12 protein-coding genes are annotated in these 15,503 nt (G+C 64.8%); 1 reads left to right on the top strand and 11 read right to left on the bottom strand.

Annotated features, from left to right (window positions below; translation table 11 throughout):
- Positions 1–19: 19 nt before the first annotated feature.
- The 9 genes from GOX53_RS13165 to GOX53_RS13125 form a co-directional block, all read right to left on the bottom strand.
- Entirely contained in the window at positions 20–853 is an 834-nt protein-coding gene (locus tag GOX53_RS13165; protein ID WP_171177035.1) for a 3-keto-5-aminohexanoate cleavage protein, read from the bottom strand.
- A gap of 30 nt (positions 854–883) precedes the next feature.
- Positions 884–1,504, bottom strand: a complete 621-nt coding sequence (gene pcaG / locus GOX53_RS13160; RefSeq protein WP_171177034.1) for a protocatechuate 3,4-dioxygenase subunit alpha — start codon at positions 1,502–1,504, stop codon at positions 884–886.
- Positions 1,504–2,232 (bottom strand): protocatechuate 3,4-dioxygenase subunit beta, encoded by a 729-nt coding sequence (pcaH, locus tag GOX53_RS13155; protein ID WP_171177032.1) that lies wholly within the window; start codon positions 2,230–2,232, stop codon positions 1,504–1,506. The genes pcaG and pcaH overlap by 1 nt, the downstream gene beginning before the upstream one ends.
- Positions 2,229–2,606 (bottom strand): 4-carboxymuconolactone decarboxylase, encoded by a 378-nt coding sequence (gene pcaC, locus GOX53_RS13150; RefSeq protein WP_171177030.1) that lies wholly within the window; start codon positions 2,604–2,606, stop codon positions 2,229–2,231. The genes pcaH and pcaC overlap by 4 nt, the downstream gene beginning before the upstream one ends.
- 310 nt (positions 2,607–2,916) lie before the next feature.
- Positions 2,917–4,587 (bottom strand): thiamine pyrophosphate-binding protein, encoded by a 1,671-nt coding sequence (locus GOX53_RS13145; protein ID WP_171177028.1) that lies wholly within the window; start codon positions 4,585–4,587, stop codon positions 2,917–2,919.
- A gap of 4 nt (positions 4,588–4,591) precedes the next feature.
- Positions 4,592–7,003 carry an FAD-dependent oxidoreductase gene (locus GOX53_RS13140; RefSeq protein ID WP_171177027.1) on the bottom strand — a complete coding sequence of 804 codons (2,412 nt, stop codon included), beginning with the start codon at positions 7,001–7,003 and terminating at the stop codon, positions 4,592–4,594.
- The gene (locus GOX53_RS13135) at positions 7,000–9,474 is read right to left on the bottom strand and encodes an FAD-dependent oxidoreductase (RefSeq protein WP_171177026.1); all 2,475 of its coding nucleotides are present in this window, start codon (positions 9,472–9,474) and stop codon (positions 7,000–7,002) included. Before GOX53_RS13135 ends, GOX53_RS13140 begins: the two co-directional genes overlap by 4 nt.
- A complete protein-coding gene (locus GOX53_RS13130) occupies positions 9,471–10,784 on the bottom strand; it encodes an aspartate aminotransferase family protein (RefSeq protein ID WP_171177025.1) in 1,314 nt (437 codons plus the stop codon). The genes GOX53_RS13135 and GOX53_RS13130 overlap by 4 nt, the downstream gene beginning before the upstream one ends.
- Entirely contained in the window at positions 10,781–12,328 is a 1,548-nt protein-coding gene (locus tag GOX53_RS13125) for a trimethylamine methyltransferase family protein (protein WP_171177024.1), read from the bottom strand. The genes GOX53_RS13130 and GOX53_RS13125 overlap by 4 nt, the downstream gene beginning before the upstream one ends.
- 106 nt (positions 12,329–12,434) lie before the next feature.
- Between GOX53_RS13125 and GOX53_RS13120 the strand changes: the two genes are divergently transcribed.
- Positions 12,435–13,316, top strand: a complete 882-nt coding sequence (locus GOX53_RS13120; RefSeq protein ID WP_171177023.1) for a LysR substrate-binding domain-containing protein — start codon at positions 12,435–12,437, stop codon at positions 13,314–13,316.
- A 156-nt stretch (positions 13,317–13,472) separates the two neighbouring features.
- On the opposite strand, the gene GOX53_RS13115 is transcribed toward GOX53_RS13120, so the two are convergent.
- Positions 13,473–13,868, bottom strand: a complete 396-nt coding sequence (locus GOX53_RS13115; RefSeq protein ID WP_171177022.1) for a RidA family protein — start codon at positions 13,866–13,868, stop codon at positions 13,473–13,475.
- A gap of 12 nt (positions 13,869–13,880) precedes the next feature.
- Positions 13,881–15,503, bottom strand: a complete 1,623-nt coding sequence (locus tag GOX53_RS13110) for an AMP-binding protein (RefSeq protein ID WP_171177020.1) — start codon at positions 15,501–15,503, stop codon at positions 13,881–13,883.

The raw sequence follows: 15,503 nt of genomic DNA, 5'->3' as shown, positions 1-15,503 counted from the left end.
AAGAGGAAAAAGGGGTGCTTTATCCGGCGGCGCGTAGGCTGAGGATGGTGCGGGCCTGCGCCGGGGTGGCGACCGGGCGCTCGTATTTCTCGCACAGCTCTGCGGCGCGGGCGATCAGGGCGGCGTTTGACGGGGCGAGGGTGTGTTTGTCTAGGCGGACATTGTCTTCGAGGCCCGCGCGGGTGTGGCCTCCGGCGGCGATGGCCCATTCGTTGACCGTGATCTGGTTTGGTCCGATCCCGGCGGCGCACCATTCGGCATCCGGCGCACGCTCGCGCATCACCTTGGCGTAGAAGTCGAACACTTCGCGGTCGGCGGGCATGGCATTTTTGACGCCCATCACGAATTGCACGTAAAGCTTGCCATAGAGCAGTCCCGCCTCGCTCATGCGGATGGCGTGCAGGATGTGGCTGAGGTCGAAGGCTTCGATCTCGGGGGTGATTTCGTATTTGATCATCTCGGACGACAGCCACTCGATCAGGTCGGGGGCGTTCTCGTAGACCCGGGTGGGGAAGTTGTTCGAGCCGACCGAGAGTGAGGCCATGTCCGGTTTCAGCGGCAGCATATCGCCGCGTTCCAGACCCGAGCCCGAGCGGCCTCCGGTCGAGAACTGGATGATCACGCCGGGGCAGTGTTTTTCCAACCCCTCTTTCAGCCGCGCGAATTTCTCGGGGTCCGAGCTGGGGCTTTCATCGTCGTTGCGCACATGGGCGTGGATGATCGACGCGCCCGCCTCGACCGCCGCGTGACTGCTTTCGATCTGTTCGCTGATCGAGGTCGGGACCGCCGGATTGGCGGCTTTGGTGGGGACGGAACCGGTGATCGCGCAGCAGAGGATGCAGGGTTTGGTCATGGGCGGGTCCTTGGATTTGGCATTGGGGGGTCAAATATCGAAGAATACGGTTTCTTCCTCGCTCTGTATCCTGATGTCAAACCGGTAGAGGGCTTGGCCGTCGCGTTCGGAGCGCTGGGCGATCAGGGTGGCCCGGCGGCGTTCCCATTCGATGAGATTCAACACCGGGTCGGTTGTGTTGGCCTCGGCCTCATCGCTGAAGTAGAGCCGGGTGTTGAGGCCCAGATTGATACCGCGCGCCACGATCCAGAGGTTGATATGGGGGGCCTGAACGGTGCCGTTCCGACCCGGGGCCGGGCCGGGTTTGACGGTGTCGAAACCCCATTCTCCGGTGTCGAAATCGGTGATCACCCGGCCCCAGCCGCGAAAGCCGTCCTCGGTCTCGCCGGGCTGTTCGGGATGGGCATGGATGCCGTTGGCATTGGCCTGCCAGACCTCAAGAAGCACGTCCTTGACCGGTGAGCCGGTGCCGTCGATCACCAGCCCCTCGACCCGGATGCGCTCGCCGCGCGCATTGGGGCCTGCGATGTCATGGCCAAGCTCTTGGTCGTAGATGTCGAATCCTGCCGCCCCGGGGGCGAGGCCGATATGGACGTAAGGCCCGGCGGTTTGCGAGGGGGTTTCCTTGAGATAGGGCAGCTTGGGTGGCATCAGTTCCCCTCCGGCCGGTTTTCGAACAGGGTGGAGCGGCGCCCGCGCAGCACAATGTCGAAGCGGTAGGCGATGGTATCGAGCGGGACGGTCGCGTTCAGGTCGAGCGGCGCGATCAGGCGGTCGATGGCTTCCGGGTCGGGGATAGTGTTGACGATGGGGCAGCGGGCGATCAGCGGGTCGCCCTCGAAATACATCTGGGTGACGAGGCGCTGGGCAAAGCCGGTGCCGAAGACCGAGACATGGATATGCGCGGGCCGCCAGTCGTTGATCCAGTTGCGCCATGGGTAGGCACCGGGTTTGACGGTGCGGAAATGATAGCGGCCCTCGGCGTCGGTCAATGTCCGTCCGCAGCCGCCGAAATTGGGATCGAGCGCGCCCAGATAGGTGTCCTTGCGGTGCCGGTAGCGGCCCGAAGCGTTGGCCTGCCAGATTTCAACCAGTGTATTCGGCACCGGGCGTGCGTTTTCGTCCAGCACCCGCCCGTGCACGATGATGCGCTCGCCGATGGGGCTCTGGCCCGGTTGTGCAAAGTTTGACAGCAGGTCGTTGTTGAGCGGGTCGATATCACTGTGCCCGAAGACCGGGCCGGTGATTTCCGAAACGGTGTTTTCCAGGCTGATCGCAGCGTATTGCGGTGAGCGGGTGACCGAGGTCTTGTAGTCGCGCGCATAGGCCGGGGGATGCCAGCGCCGGTCGCGGGCGTAGAATTCGGCGGGTTTGGTCATGGCTCTGCCTCCATCTCGGCATAGGTGGCCATGGCCAGTTTAAGCGCATGGTTGGCGCGGGGTACGCCAGCATAGATGGCGACGTGCTGGAATGCTTCGAGCACGTCCTGTTTCGATGCCCCGGTCCGGGCGGTGGCGCGGATATGCATGGGGATTTCGTCGAAATTGCCGGTGGCGGCTAGCAGGGCGAGGGTCAGCATCGAGCGTTCGCGCAGGGAGATCCCGTCGCTGGCCCAAACGGTGCCCCAGGCGGCCTCGGTGATCAGGTCCTGAAACGGGGCATCCAGATCGGTTTTGGCAGCCTCGGCGCGGTCCACATGGGCGTCGCCCAGAACCGCGCGTCGGATCTCCATGCCCTTGTCGTGACGGTTCATCGCCGGGGGACCTCTGGCCCGGTCAGGCGGTGCCGATCCTGTCGCTTCTGCATCGCTGTCTCCTCCCGTGCACAGATTTGACCAAAACGCGGTGAACGGCCAGCCAAATATCTTGGGCGTTGGCATGTGACCGATCCATATGAGGAGAATGCCGACAGTTGGGGTGCCGCGTTATGTGTGGTCTGAGCCGGTTGCGCCAGACGTTGCGGCCCGTTTCATGGGCGCGAGTGGGCGCTAAAAATCGCCGGCGCAAATATCGGCCAAGCGTGAGGTCACCCCGACGATGATCGTGTCCCAGACTGGCTTGGGGTCACTCCTTTCGCGTTGCCTTGAATAGGTCCTTGCGCAGGGTCATCAGTGCGCCGGGGTCGATCCGGGCCTGAATGACGGCAGTCTGTCCGCTGTCCAGCGCCCCTTTGAGGGCCGGGGCCATATCGCCCGGGCCGTCCACCCAAATGCCCTTGCCACCGCAGCTTTCGGCGAAGTGGTCGAAGCGGGGCGAGCGGATTTCGGCGCCCAGAAGGCGGCCGCCAAAAAACTCCTGCTGATAGGCCTTCTCGGCGCCCCAGGCCTGATTGTCGAGTACGACGATAACCACCGGCAGATTGTGCGAAACGGCGGTCTGAATCTCGATCATCGTATAGCCTATGGCGCCGTCGCCCATGATCGCCACAACCGGGCGGTCCGGGCTGGCGGCCTTGGCGCCGATAGCGGCAGCGAGGCCGAAGCCGACAAGCCCGAAATCGAGCGGGGTGATCAGGGACAGCGGCGCGTAGTGGGCCAGCCGGTCGGCGGCCTGCAGGCAGGTGTTGCCGGTGTCCAGCGTGACGATGGCATCCTCGGGCAGGGCGCCCCGTATCTCGGCCAGCGCCCGGCGCGGGTGCAGCGGCAGGGTGTCGCTCCGGCCTTCTTCGGCGCGCTCCGCCCATAGGTCCTCCATGTCTGCTTGAAAGCTCTTGCGCCAGTCGTCGCAATCGGGCCTTGGAGTGATCTCGCGCAGTGCTTCCGCCGTCAGGCGCGCATCCCCCTGCGCCGCGATTTCGGCGGGGAAGTAACGGCCCACGGCAGAGCCTTCGATATCGACATGGGCAATCCGGGTGCGCGCTCCCACATAGTCGTTCGAATGAAAGGTCGAGTTGAACCCCAGCCGCGCCCCGAGCACGACCATGACATCGGCCTCTTTCGTCAGTTTGCTGGCCACCCGGTTGCCGCGCGGCCCGGCCTGTCCGGCGAACCATGGATGGCGGTGCGGCATCACGTCGGCATGACCGGTCGAGGCCACGACCGGAACTTCCAGCGCGTCGGCCAGTGCGATGAGCACGTTGCGGCCATGCCCCCATTTGAACCCGGCCCCGGCGAAGATGACCGGGCGCTGCGCGGCGCCGAGGAGGGACGCGATGGCCGCCATATCTTCCGGCGCCGCCGGTCCCGGGCGGGCGATCCTGACCGGTTGAGGGTCCACGGCGGGCATGTCAGCCGCAAAGATATCGCGCGGCACGTGCAGCACGACAGGCCCGCGGCGTCCCGAATTGGCCAGCCGGATCGCATCCTCCAGCATTGGCACAAGCCGCACGGGGTCGGTCACCATGACCGAGCGCTTGCAGATAGGCTGAAACAGCGCGACCTGATCGACCTCTTGAAAGGTGTCCTTGGCCTGATCGGCCCGCGTGATCGCCCCGGCGATGACCACCAGCGGCGAGTAGGCCAGATGCGCCTCGGCCACGGCGGTGACGATGTTGACGACACCGGGACCCGCCTGCGCGCCCAGGACGACGCCCGGTTTGCCGGTCATCCGCGCCCAGGCATCCGCCATGTGACCCGCTGCGCGCTCATCCCGAGCGCCGACATAGGCGATCTCGCCGCCCTTGTGCATGGCATCGTAAAGCTCGAGCATTGAACCGCCGAGCAGGCCGAACACCGTGTCGATTCCGTTGGCCTTGAGGACGCGGTAGACGGCCTCACCTCCGTTGATCATGGTCATATGGTCACTCCTCGGATCTCGGGCGCAGGTTCTCGGGGTCAAACAGCGCGGTGTCGTGGATGGTTACAGGGTGGGTGGCGTTGAGGATTTGCACGGCCAACCTGTCGCGCGAGGTGCCCTTGCGGACAAACAGCCAGCCGAGCGATTTGCCGACCGTGTAACCATACCCGCCCGAAGTGGTTAGCCCGACAACCTTATCCCCCAGCAGGACCGGTTCGCCCCCGTGAATGTCGATCCCTTCGGCGTGCAGTTCGGCATAGAGCAACTCCCATTCCGGTGCGCCGGACAGAAGCGTTTCCTTCCCGACAAAGTCGCGCCCGTCGGTCACAACGAACCGGTCAAGGCCGACGTCGAACGGCCCTATATCGGTGGTCAGCTCGGCGCTGGCGCGATAGGCCTTTTCCATTCGCATGCCGTTGAAAGCGTAAGAGCCCAGATCGGTTAACCCGTGCTTTTCACCAGCCGCGAAGAGGGCGTCATAAAGCTCGGCGATGCGGTCGAGCGGCGCGTGCAGCTCCCAGCCGAGCTCGCCCACGAATGAGACCCGCAGGGCGTAACAGGGCACCCCCGCCACCTCGATTTCCTGCCCCGACAGCCACGGAAAGGCCGCGTTGGAGAGATCGGCATCGGTCAGATCGCGCAGGATGCGGCGTGAGGCCGGGCCGGACAAGGCCAGCATGCCCCAATTGGCGCTGCGGTTGATCATCGTCACATCCTCGCCGGTTCGGATATGCGCGCGGATCCAGTCGAAATCCGGCCCCGCGCGAGTGATGGCCGAGCCAGTGAAATAGCGGTTTTCGTCTACGCGCCAGATTGTGATTTCGGTCTCGAACCGGCCCCGTTCGGTCAGCAGGTGGTTGAGGCTGATCCGACCGTCCTTGCGCGGGATGCGGTTCGCCGAAAGCCGGCCGAGCAGACGGCCCGCATCCCTACCCGTGATCTCGAACTGGGCGAAGGCGCAGAGGTCGATCACGCCTGCCGCGCGGCGGGTTGCCATGGCCTCGGCCTTTGCGTTCTCGTGCCAGGGCTGACGCCCCCAGCCGATCTGTTCGACCTCGCCCACCGCGCCGAAATAGCGCGGGCGTTCCCAGCCGGCGATCTCTCCGAACACGGCGCCCTTGGCGGCCAGCCGGTCATAGAGCGGGTGGCGCCTGACCGGCCTCAGGCTTGCGAACTGCTTGCCGGGGCATGGCGTGTCATGGCGGCGCATGAACTCGTCCCGGGTACGCTCGACGATGAACGCGTCGGTCGCGAAATCGCCATGGCGGCGCGGGTCGAGGGAGCGAGTATTGATCGGCGTCTCGCCATGCACCATCCAGTCGGCCAGCACCTTGCCCGCGCCACCGCCCCAGGCCAGCCCGATGGACGACCCGCAGGCCAGCCACACATTGGGCGCCCCGGAGGGTCCCACCAGCATGCCGCCATCGGGCGTGTGGGTGATCGCCCCGCGCACGACGCGCTTGATTCCGAGATCGGCGAGGATCGGCATCTTGCCAAAGGCCACCATCAGGAAATCGCCAATCGAGTCGTAATCGGCGTCGAACAGCTCATTCTCAGCGGCCCATGGCGCGCCTTTGGGCATTTCCCACACGGTGGGGCAGCGATGATCTTCGTAGATGCCGATCAGCCCGGATTGCTGTTCCTGCCGGATATAGCCGCCAAAGGCGTTGTCGCGCACCACCGGAAGCTCGGGGCGACCAGCGAATTCCGGCACGGTGTCGGTGACGAGGTAGTGGTGCAGGCAGGAGACGGACGGGATTTTCAATCCGAACCATTCTCCGACCTGATTGGCATAGGATCCTGCGGCGATCACCACATGTTCGGCCAGCACATCGCCCTGCTCAGTGCGCAGAAGCCAGGCATTGCCGTTGCGGCTGGCGCCCGTCACACGGTTGCGCCGTTCGATCCGGGCCCCGCGCGCCCGGGCCGCCGCCGCCAGAGCCATCGTCACGCCTGAAGGGTCGATGTGACCGTCTTCGAAGGTCTGCACGGCAGCTTTGACGTCATCGACCTTGTAGAACGGGTTGCCTTTGGCTACCTCTTCCGGCCCCACAAGCTCCATCGGCAGATCGAGCAAGCGGCCCACGCCCATGATCGATTTCATCCAGTCGACCTCATCATCGGTGGTGGCGATGCGGAAGCCGCCGACCTCGTGCCAGCCGATGGACTGACCCGTTTCGGCCTCGACCCGCTTGTAAGTCTCAATCGAGGTCTTGTTGATCCAACCCATGATGCGACTGCCGACGGCGTGGGCGATTTGACCTGCGGCATGCCAGGTCGAGCCGCTGGTCAGCTCCGCCTTTTCAAAGAGGATCGTATCGGTCCAGCCGTTTTCGGCCAGCTGAAACTGCGCGGCGACGCCCATGATGCCGCCCCCGATGATAGCGACTTGCGTGTTGCGGGTGGTGTCGCTCATGCAAACGCCTCCTTGGCGGGTTTCAGTGAGGCGCGGGCGGTGAACCGGGTGCAGGCGATTTCAATCTCGAACCCGTCCACGACCGGTTCGCAGGCAAGCCGGTTGAGCGGTGCGTCGACCATGGCCAAGGCGACCGAGCGGCCAAAGCGGTAGCTCCACGCGGCCGAGGTGATCTGGCCTACCACGCGGCCATCGAACCAGACCGGCTCATCATGAATAGGGATCGCATCCGGGTCGTCGAACAGGAGCGAAACGATCCAACGTCCCGCGCCAAGGCGTTTCGAAACGCCTTGATCAAGAGCCTTCGAAGGCTCTTGAAAAGCGGTTTCCAAACCGCTTTCCCCCGACAGATGGCACAGCGCGACCTCACCTACAAAGCCGGTGCCCCAGGCACAAAACGCCTCCAGACCAGCCTCGAACGGGGTGGTTCCGGGTGAGAGTTCATGCCCGAAGGCCCGAAACCCGCTTTCGATGCGCAAGCTGCCGGACGCGTAGAGCCCCGCATTGGTCGCCCCCGCCGCGACCAGCGCCTCATGTGCGGCCATCGCCATATCTGCGGGAATGTACAGCTCATACCCCTCCTCGCCCGTAAACGACAGCCGACCGGCCCAGCCGCAGGCAAGGCCGATCTCGACCGGGGCGAAGTGGAAGTGTTTGAGTTGGGGCACAAGCGTGTTCGAACACGCTTGCAGCACCTCATGCGCCCTTGCACCCGCCAGTCCGAGGATCGCGTAACCGCTGGTCACGTCGGTGAATTCCACCCGGAAATCGCCCTTGGTCTCGCGCATCCGCTTGAGATCCCGCACGACCTCTCCGCCGCCAACGATCATCAGATAGGTCTCGGGGCCACGCCGCTGAACGGTGAGGTCGCTTTCGATGCCACCGCGCGCGTTGAGGATCTGGGTGTAGGCGATCCGGCCCACTGCAGTGTCCATCTGCGCGGTACAGAGGCGGTTGAGAAAGGCGCAGGCATCCGGCCCCTGCACCCAGATCTTGCCAAAGGCGGATTGGTCCAGAATGGCCGCGCCATTGCGGCAAGCCTCAACTTCGCGCCCCACCTGTTCCCGCCATTTAGGCACTCCAAAGGTCAGTGGCAGATGCACTGCCGCGCCGCCAAAGTGCACCGCCCTTTCCCAGCCGCCGCGGGCCTCGAACCGGGCCCCGGCGGCCACCAGCGCGTTGTGGATGGGCGAACGGCGCTGTCCCCGCGCGGTTTCCATCGCCCGGCCCGGATACGGGTTGTCGTAGTGGCGGCCCAATACCTCGGGGATACGCGCATCGAGCGCGGCCAGCACGTTCATCTCGGGACCGAAGCGGCGGATATCGGCCTCGGCCAGTTCCATCGTCGGCTCGCCCGCAATGATCCATTCGGCCATCGCCCGGCCCGCGCCACCGGCTAGGGCGATCCCGGTGGAGTTCATGCCACCCATCAGGAACAATCCCGGCACCTCTGGGCTTTCACCCATCATGAACTGGCTGTCGAGCGTGAAGCTTTCCGGCCCGTTCAGCAGCATCCGTACCTCGGCCCGCTCCAGCGCCGGGATGCGGTGCAGCGCGTTTTCCATCATCGGTATGAAGTGATCCCAGTCCTCGTCCAGCAGGTCAAAGCTGAAATCGGCGGGCAGGCGGTCGAGCGGCAGGCCCTTGGCGTGGGGTTCGAAGCTGCCCACCAGCAAACCCTCGACATCGTCGCGAGCATATAGGAAGGCATCCTGATCGTTGAGCGTCGGTAGATGGGCGCCCTTGCCCAGTGCCTGCACCTCCGCCAGTGGCTTGGTCAGGATGTAGAAGTGCTCGCAGGCATAAAGCGGCATGTGGGCGCCGGCCATCGCCGCGACCTCGCGAGACCAGAGCCCGCAGGCGATCACCACTTCCTCGGCCTCGATCAGATGCGAGCCCACCTCGACACCGCTGATCCGCCCGCCCGTCTTGCGCAGCCCGGTCACGCGTGTGTCCTCAAAGAACCGCACGCCACGCGCCTTCGCTCCCTTCGACAGAGCCAGCGCCACGTCGGACGGGTTCACCCGGCCATCCGCGGGCGACCAGACCGCGCCGATAACGTCATCCGTTTCGATCAGGGGCCAGAGCTCCCTGGCCCGGCCCGCATCGACCACTTCGGCCTCAAGCCCGAAGGCGCGGCCCAGGCTGACCTGCCGCTTGATGTTGGTCAGCCGGTCCGGGTTGGTGGCCAGCGTTAGCGATCCGGTCTGGACCCAGCCGGTGGCCTGCCCGGTCTCGTCCTCCAACGCGCCATAGAGGTCGATCGAGTAGCTGATGAGCTTGGTCAGCGTGGCCGAGGGGCGTAGGCGGCGCACCAGGCCAGCGGCATGCCAGGTGGTGCCGCTGGTCAGTTTCGAGCGTTCCAGAACCACGATATCCTGCCGCCCTTCACGGGCGAGGTGGTAGGCGATGGAACAGCCGATGACGCCGCCTCCGATGACGACGGTACGGGCATGGGTGGGCAGGGTCATGCGAGCACCCCGTTGTGGATCAGGTCGCCGATCACGGCGTCAAAGGCGGCCACCGCTTCGTCCACGAGGTCCGGTGTGTGCGGCAGCCCGGTGACGCAAGAGGTGTGGGACATAAAATCGACCCCCCATTCCAGCAACCCGTCCTTCAGCCCCTTGATCAGCCCGGGCGGCACCTTGCGGATCGTGGCGGCATCCAGCCCGGCGACCGAGGGGCCGCCGAAATAGAGGTGGCAGGTAGAGCTGTCGCCATAGGCCGTTGCGGCAAGGCCGTGGCGGGTAAAAACACCGTTGAAGCCGTCGCGCAGCCGGGCGGCCATGGCGTCCGCATGCGCCTGCACCTCGCCGGTTGACAGAATTTCCATCGCGCGGATCGCCCCGGCGGCCACCATTGGTGCTGCGTTGAACGTGCCCTTGTGGCTGACCGGGGGGCTGAGCCCGTCGCGCGCCTTGAGCGGGCTCAGAAGCTCCATCAGTTCGGCCTTCCCGACCAGCGCGCCGCCGGGCAACCCGCCGGTGGTGATCTTGGCCAGCGCGGTGAGGTCCGGCACCACCCCATCGCGCGCCTGCCGACCGCCGGGCGACCAGCGCAGGCCGGTGATGACCTCGTCAAAGACCAGCACCCGGTCGAGGTCGTCCGCGAGGCGGCGGATGCCCTGCAGGAACCCGTCGGGCAGAGGGACGGAGCCATAGTTTGCGCCCGACGCTTCGACGAAGATCGTGCCGATGCCGGTGTCTTGCGCCAAAATTTCGCCGATCTGAACAAGATCGGGCGGTGCGACCACGGTCAGATCGGACATTGCCAGCGGTACGCCCAGCGAGGGCGGGGCGTCGGTGCCTGGCTTCGCCCCGGCCAGCAACAGGTCGTGCCAGCCGTGGAAATGCCCGTCGATCCGCAGCACTTTGTCCTTGCCGCTGTGGGCCCGGGCGACCCGCAGCGCCAGCATGGTTGCCTCGCTACCCGATCCGGTGAAACGCACCCGCTCGGCCGAGGGAAACAGGCGGCATAGCCATTCGGCCCATTCGACCTCAAGCGGATGGCAATCGCCGGTATAGGGCATCTGATGCATCTGCCGCGCCACGGCCTCGGCGATCTCGGGATGCGCATGGCCCAATATCTGGCTCGCCGCGCCCAGCTTGAAATCGATATAGCGCTTGCCTTCCACGTCCCATTTTTCGGCGCCCTTCGCCCGGGTGAAAAAGATCGCGTGTGGCTGGCGGTAGCGGAATTCGTGACTGGCGCCGCCGGGGATCACGGCGCGGGCCCGGGCCGTCCAGTCGGTGTTTCCGGTGGTGTCGCGCAATGGGGTCATCCGCTTGCCCTCCCGATCTGGTTCCGGCTCAGGCGGATGTCGAACCGGGCCCGCAATGCGCGGTCCGTGTCGTCGTCGATATGCGCGGGGAAATGGTTGGCGAGGATCTCTTTCGCCCGGTCGCGCGCCGCGTCTCCGACCGTATGAGCCCCGCCGGCCTCCCAATCCCCCGGCGCGCGCCGATCCCCGACATTCGGGTAGAAATAGTCGGCTTTCATGCGCTCGAACGTGTGCTGCTGGCCCAGGTAGTGACCTTCGCCCCTGCACACGCCCGCGATGACGTCGGCGGCAATGTTCTGGGGTGTGGCTTCGACCCCGCGCACAGTGCGCAGGATGTTCCCTAACATGTCGTTATCCGCCACATAGGCGGCGTGGCTGACGCCTAAAAGGCTTGACATCATGCCCGCCGCCTGCGTGATCAGGTTAGCGCCCGCATGGGCCGCCATTGCCACCGCCAGCGCCTTTTCCGAGCCGTATTGCGCATCCAGCGTCTTGGCATCGGTGATCCCCGCGATGGAACTGGTGGGCAGGTTCCAATGGCGCCCCATCTGCGCAGCACCCGCCATGAGGATCGCCTGTTCGCCGCCGCCCCCGCACATCGATCCGGTCCGCAGATCCGCAACCAGCGGCTTGGGCGCAAAAATGGCCCGCACCTCAGGGTCGACCAGTCGCGCAAAGACCAGCCCGGCCAGTGTTTCGGCCACCGCCTGCACCAGTGAACCGGCAATGGTTGCGGGGCTGGTCGCTCCGGCCTGTCCGGCGCTGATCAGTTGCACCGGAAAACCCGCACGAATGGCCGTTTCAAGCACGTCGCAGGCCTCTTTGGCGAAGCGCATTGGCGGCACCACATGACAGACCATGACTGTCAGGAAGGGCCGCGCCCGGAACGCCGTCTCGCCCCCTGCGATCCGGTAGCAGAGCGCCGCGACATCGACAACATTGGCAGGTTCGGTGATCGAGATCGAGACATGCTTCGACGTGCCCATCAGACAGGCATAGGCGGTGTTGATGTCCATCGCCGCGTTGTCGGGCAGGTCGCGAGCCACGACCGAACGGCTGAAATGATGGATGTTCTCCATCCGGTCGGTGATGCGGGCGGCATCGTAGAGATCCTGCAACGATGAGTCCCGGTAGGCCCCGGTATCCAGATCAAAGACACCGGGGGCCGCGCCTCCAGTCGACATGTGTACCCGTGCCCCTTCGATTTGCAGATCATGTTCAGGGGTCTGGCCGCACAGGGTGAAATCCCGCCGCGCGTTGGCGATGGTTTTTCGAACCAGGTTTCTCGGAAACAGCAGGCGTCTGTCGTCGGTCACTCTGCCCCCGGCGGCAGTAACCTTATCGACCATGGATTCGGTTGCCTGGCTCAGCCCCAAAGTTTCGAGCAATCCAAACGCGGCTTCCTCGACCAACGCGACTTCATCATCCGACAGCGGTTTGAACCGGCCGCCGACAACCCCGGGCCAGACCGGCGGGTTTGCATCCGGCTGAGCTGCCGCGTTGGCGCGGTTTTTGCGTCCTCGCCGGGTGACGGGGTTCGGCATGATTGCCTCGGATCGAATTTACTCAAGCCAGGCTCCTCGGAAACGGCCCTATTTACAAAGGCATTTTTCTCGACAAATGATGAGAAAAATTCATGGATATTCCGTAATGCTTCCTTCCCTGCCTGCCCTGCGTGCATTTGATGCGGCCGCCCGGCTGGGCAGTTTTAGGGCGGCAGCCGAACTGCTGTCGGTCAGCGCAACTGCCATCAGCCATCACATACGCGGCCTCGAACAGCAGCTTGGACGGCGCCTTTTCGACCGGACAGGGCGCACCGTTGTATTGACCGAAGACGGCAAGAAGCTTTCAGAGGCGACCCGGCAGGCGTTCGGGCTGCTGGAGGGGGCTGTTGACGCTCTCCGCGAGGCACCGCGAAAGGTCGTCCGTATCGCTGCGGGGCCCATTTTCACCGCGCGCTGGCTGATGCCGCGCATCGGCGAATTCTGGCAACGTCACCCGGACCTTGAGCTTGAGTTTCTTCCGTCCTACCGGCCCGGCGATCTAGCAACCGGGTCCGCCGATATCGTGATCCGGTGGGAGCGGGTGCAGGACATGCCGGCGAATGCCACCAAGCTGCTTGAGCTTGAGCCCGTCGCAGTGGCGAGCCCCGCTTTCGTCAAGCGGCATGGCCCCTTCGCTGACCCCGGCGACCTGCTATCGGCGCCCATTCTGCACCAACGCAATCACTGGGGCTGGCTCGACTGGTTCTCGGCCCAGGGTGTGAAACCCTCCGAAGCTTTGCGCGGTGCGCTCTTTGAGGATGCCAATGTCATGCTGCGAGGCGCCGCCGAGGGGCAGGGCGCCATTGTTGGCTGGCTGCCGCTGATCGAGCAAGACCTGAGGGATGGACGGATCGTTCGGCTGTTTGACGAGAAGATCGCCCCGACCCATGGGTATTTCGCCGAGCTGCGGGCAGGAGCCCGACCCCGGAAAGACATACAATCCGTTTTCAATTGGCTGGTTTCATTGAACCATGCCCTGCCCCAGTAACTCACTGCAACCAGACCCCCGAGTACCTGATATGTCGTCGAGAGCGGCCAATTTGCGAATGTGCGGAGAACTCCGAGATTTGATCCGAAATGTATCGCATCGATATTTGCGCGGTCGCATGAGTTGGTCATGGCATCTGTCTCACGTGGCGACGCGTCAGCTTATCACCGCGGTTGCCTCGATCTCGACCAGCGCCTCGTCCTCGATCAGGCCCGCGACCACCACCATGGCCATGGCGGGGAAATGGCGGCCAATGATCCGGCGGTAGGCGGCGCCGATCTCGGACTGGCGGGCGAGGTATTCGCGTTTGTCGGTGACATACCAGGTGAGGCGGGTGATATGCTCGGCCCGGCCCCCGGCGGCCTCGACCACATCGAGGATATTACGCAGTGCCTGCTCCATCTGGCCGATGAAGTCGTGGGTTTCGAAGACTTGCTGCGCGTTCCAGCCGATCTGCCCGCCGACGAATAGCTGCCCATCCCCGGTCAGCACGCCGTTGGCATATCCTTTTGCCGGGGCCCAGCCGTCGGGTTGAATGATCTCATGTGCCATATCTGTCTCCGCTCAGGTCTCATCCGCGCGCAGGCGAAAGCGCTGGATCTTGCCGGTCTGGGTTTTGGGCAGTTCGGTAATGAACCTGATGCTGCGGGGGTATTTGTAGGGGGCGATGGTGGCTTTGACGTGGTCCTGCAGGATCTTGATCATCAACGCGTCGCCTGCGTGCCCCTCAGCCAGCACCACATGCGCCTCGACGATCTGGCCGCGCGCCTCGTCCGGCGCACCGATCACGCCGCATTCGGCGACGGCGGGGTGGGCGAGCAAGGCGGCCTCGACCTCCGGCCCCGCGATGTTGTAGCCCGAGGAGACGATCATGTCGTCGCTGCGGGCGGCGAAATGCAGGTACCCGCCCTCATCCATCATGAAACTGTCGCCGGTGACGTTCCAGCCATCGCGCACATACTCCGCCTGCCGGTCATCGGCCAGATAGCGGCAGCCGGTGGGCCCGCGCACCGCCAGCTTGCCAACCTCGCCGCGTGGGGCCTCGTTGCCGTCATCGTCCAGTATCCGGACCTCATAGCCTGTAACCGGTTTGCCGGTGCAGGCCGGGCGGTGGTCGTCGAAGCGGTTCGAGATGAAGATGTGCAGCAGTTCCGTGGCGCCGATCCCGTCGAGCATCGGCTTGCCGGTCTTCTCCATCCATTCGTCATAGACCGGCGCGGGAAGGGTCTCGCCCGCCGACACCGCGGCGCGCAGGGAACTCAGGTCTGCACCCTCATCCATCGCCTGCAACATGAAGCGATAGGCGGTGGGGGCGGTGAAACAGACGGTGGCTTTGTAGGTCTCGATGATCTCGACCATGTTTGGCGGCGAGGCCTGTTCCAGCAGCGTCGCGGCGGCGCCGAAGCGCAAGGGGAAGACCGCCAGCCCGCCCAACCCGAAGGTAAAGGCCAGCGGCGGGGAACCGACAAACACGTCCGCCTCGGTCACGCCCAGAACCTCCTGCGCGTAGCCGTCGGCGATGATCATCAGGTCGCGATGGAAATGCATCGTGGCCTTGGGCTCTCCGGTGGTGCCCGAGGTAAAGCCCAAGAGCGCCACGTCGTCCCGCCCGGTCTCGACCGCATCGAACAGGACCGGTTTCTCCAACGCCAGACGGTCCAGTTCGGCATCGTGGTTCGAGGTGCCGTCGAACCCCACCACGGATTTCAGGTGGTCCGAGGCCTTGGCGCATCTCACCAGTTCTTCCATCAACCGCGTGTCGCAGAGTGCGTGCGTGATCTGCGCCTTATCGACGATCTGGGTCAGCTCTCGCGTCCGAAGCATGGGCATGGTGTTGATCACCACCGCACCCGCCTTGGTGGCGGCCAGCCAGCAGGCGACCATGGCGGGGTTGTTGGCCGACCGGATCAGCACCCGGTTACCGGGTTTCACCCCCAGATCCTCGACCAGCACATGGGCCAGACGGTTGGTCCAGTCCGACAGCTCCTTGTAGGTGCGCCGCCGCCCGTTGCCGATCAGGGCGGTGTGATCGCCATAGCCCTTGCCGACCATGGCGTCGGTCAGTTCGACCCCCACGTTCAGCCGCTCAGGGTACTCGAACCCGTCCAGCAGAAAATCCGGCATCAGATCGGGCGGAGGCAGATTGTCCCGCGCGAACGTGTCCACATGTGCCGTTGGTCCCAGCAT

The sequence above is a fragment of the Ruegeria sp. HKCCD8929 genome, assembly GCF_013031405.1.
Lineage (GTDB): Bacteria > Pseudomonadota > Alphaproteobacteria > Rhodobacterales > Rhodobacteraceae > Ruegeria.
This window is presented reverse-complemented; position numbering and strand designations above follow the sequence as displayed.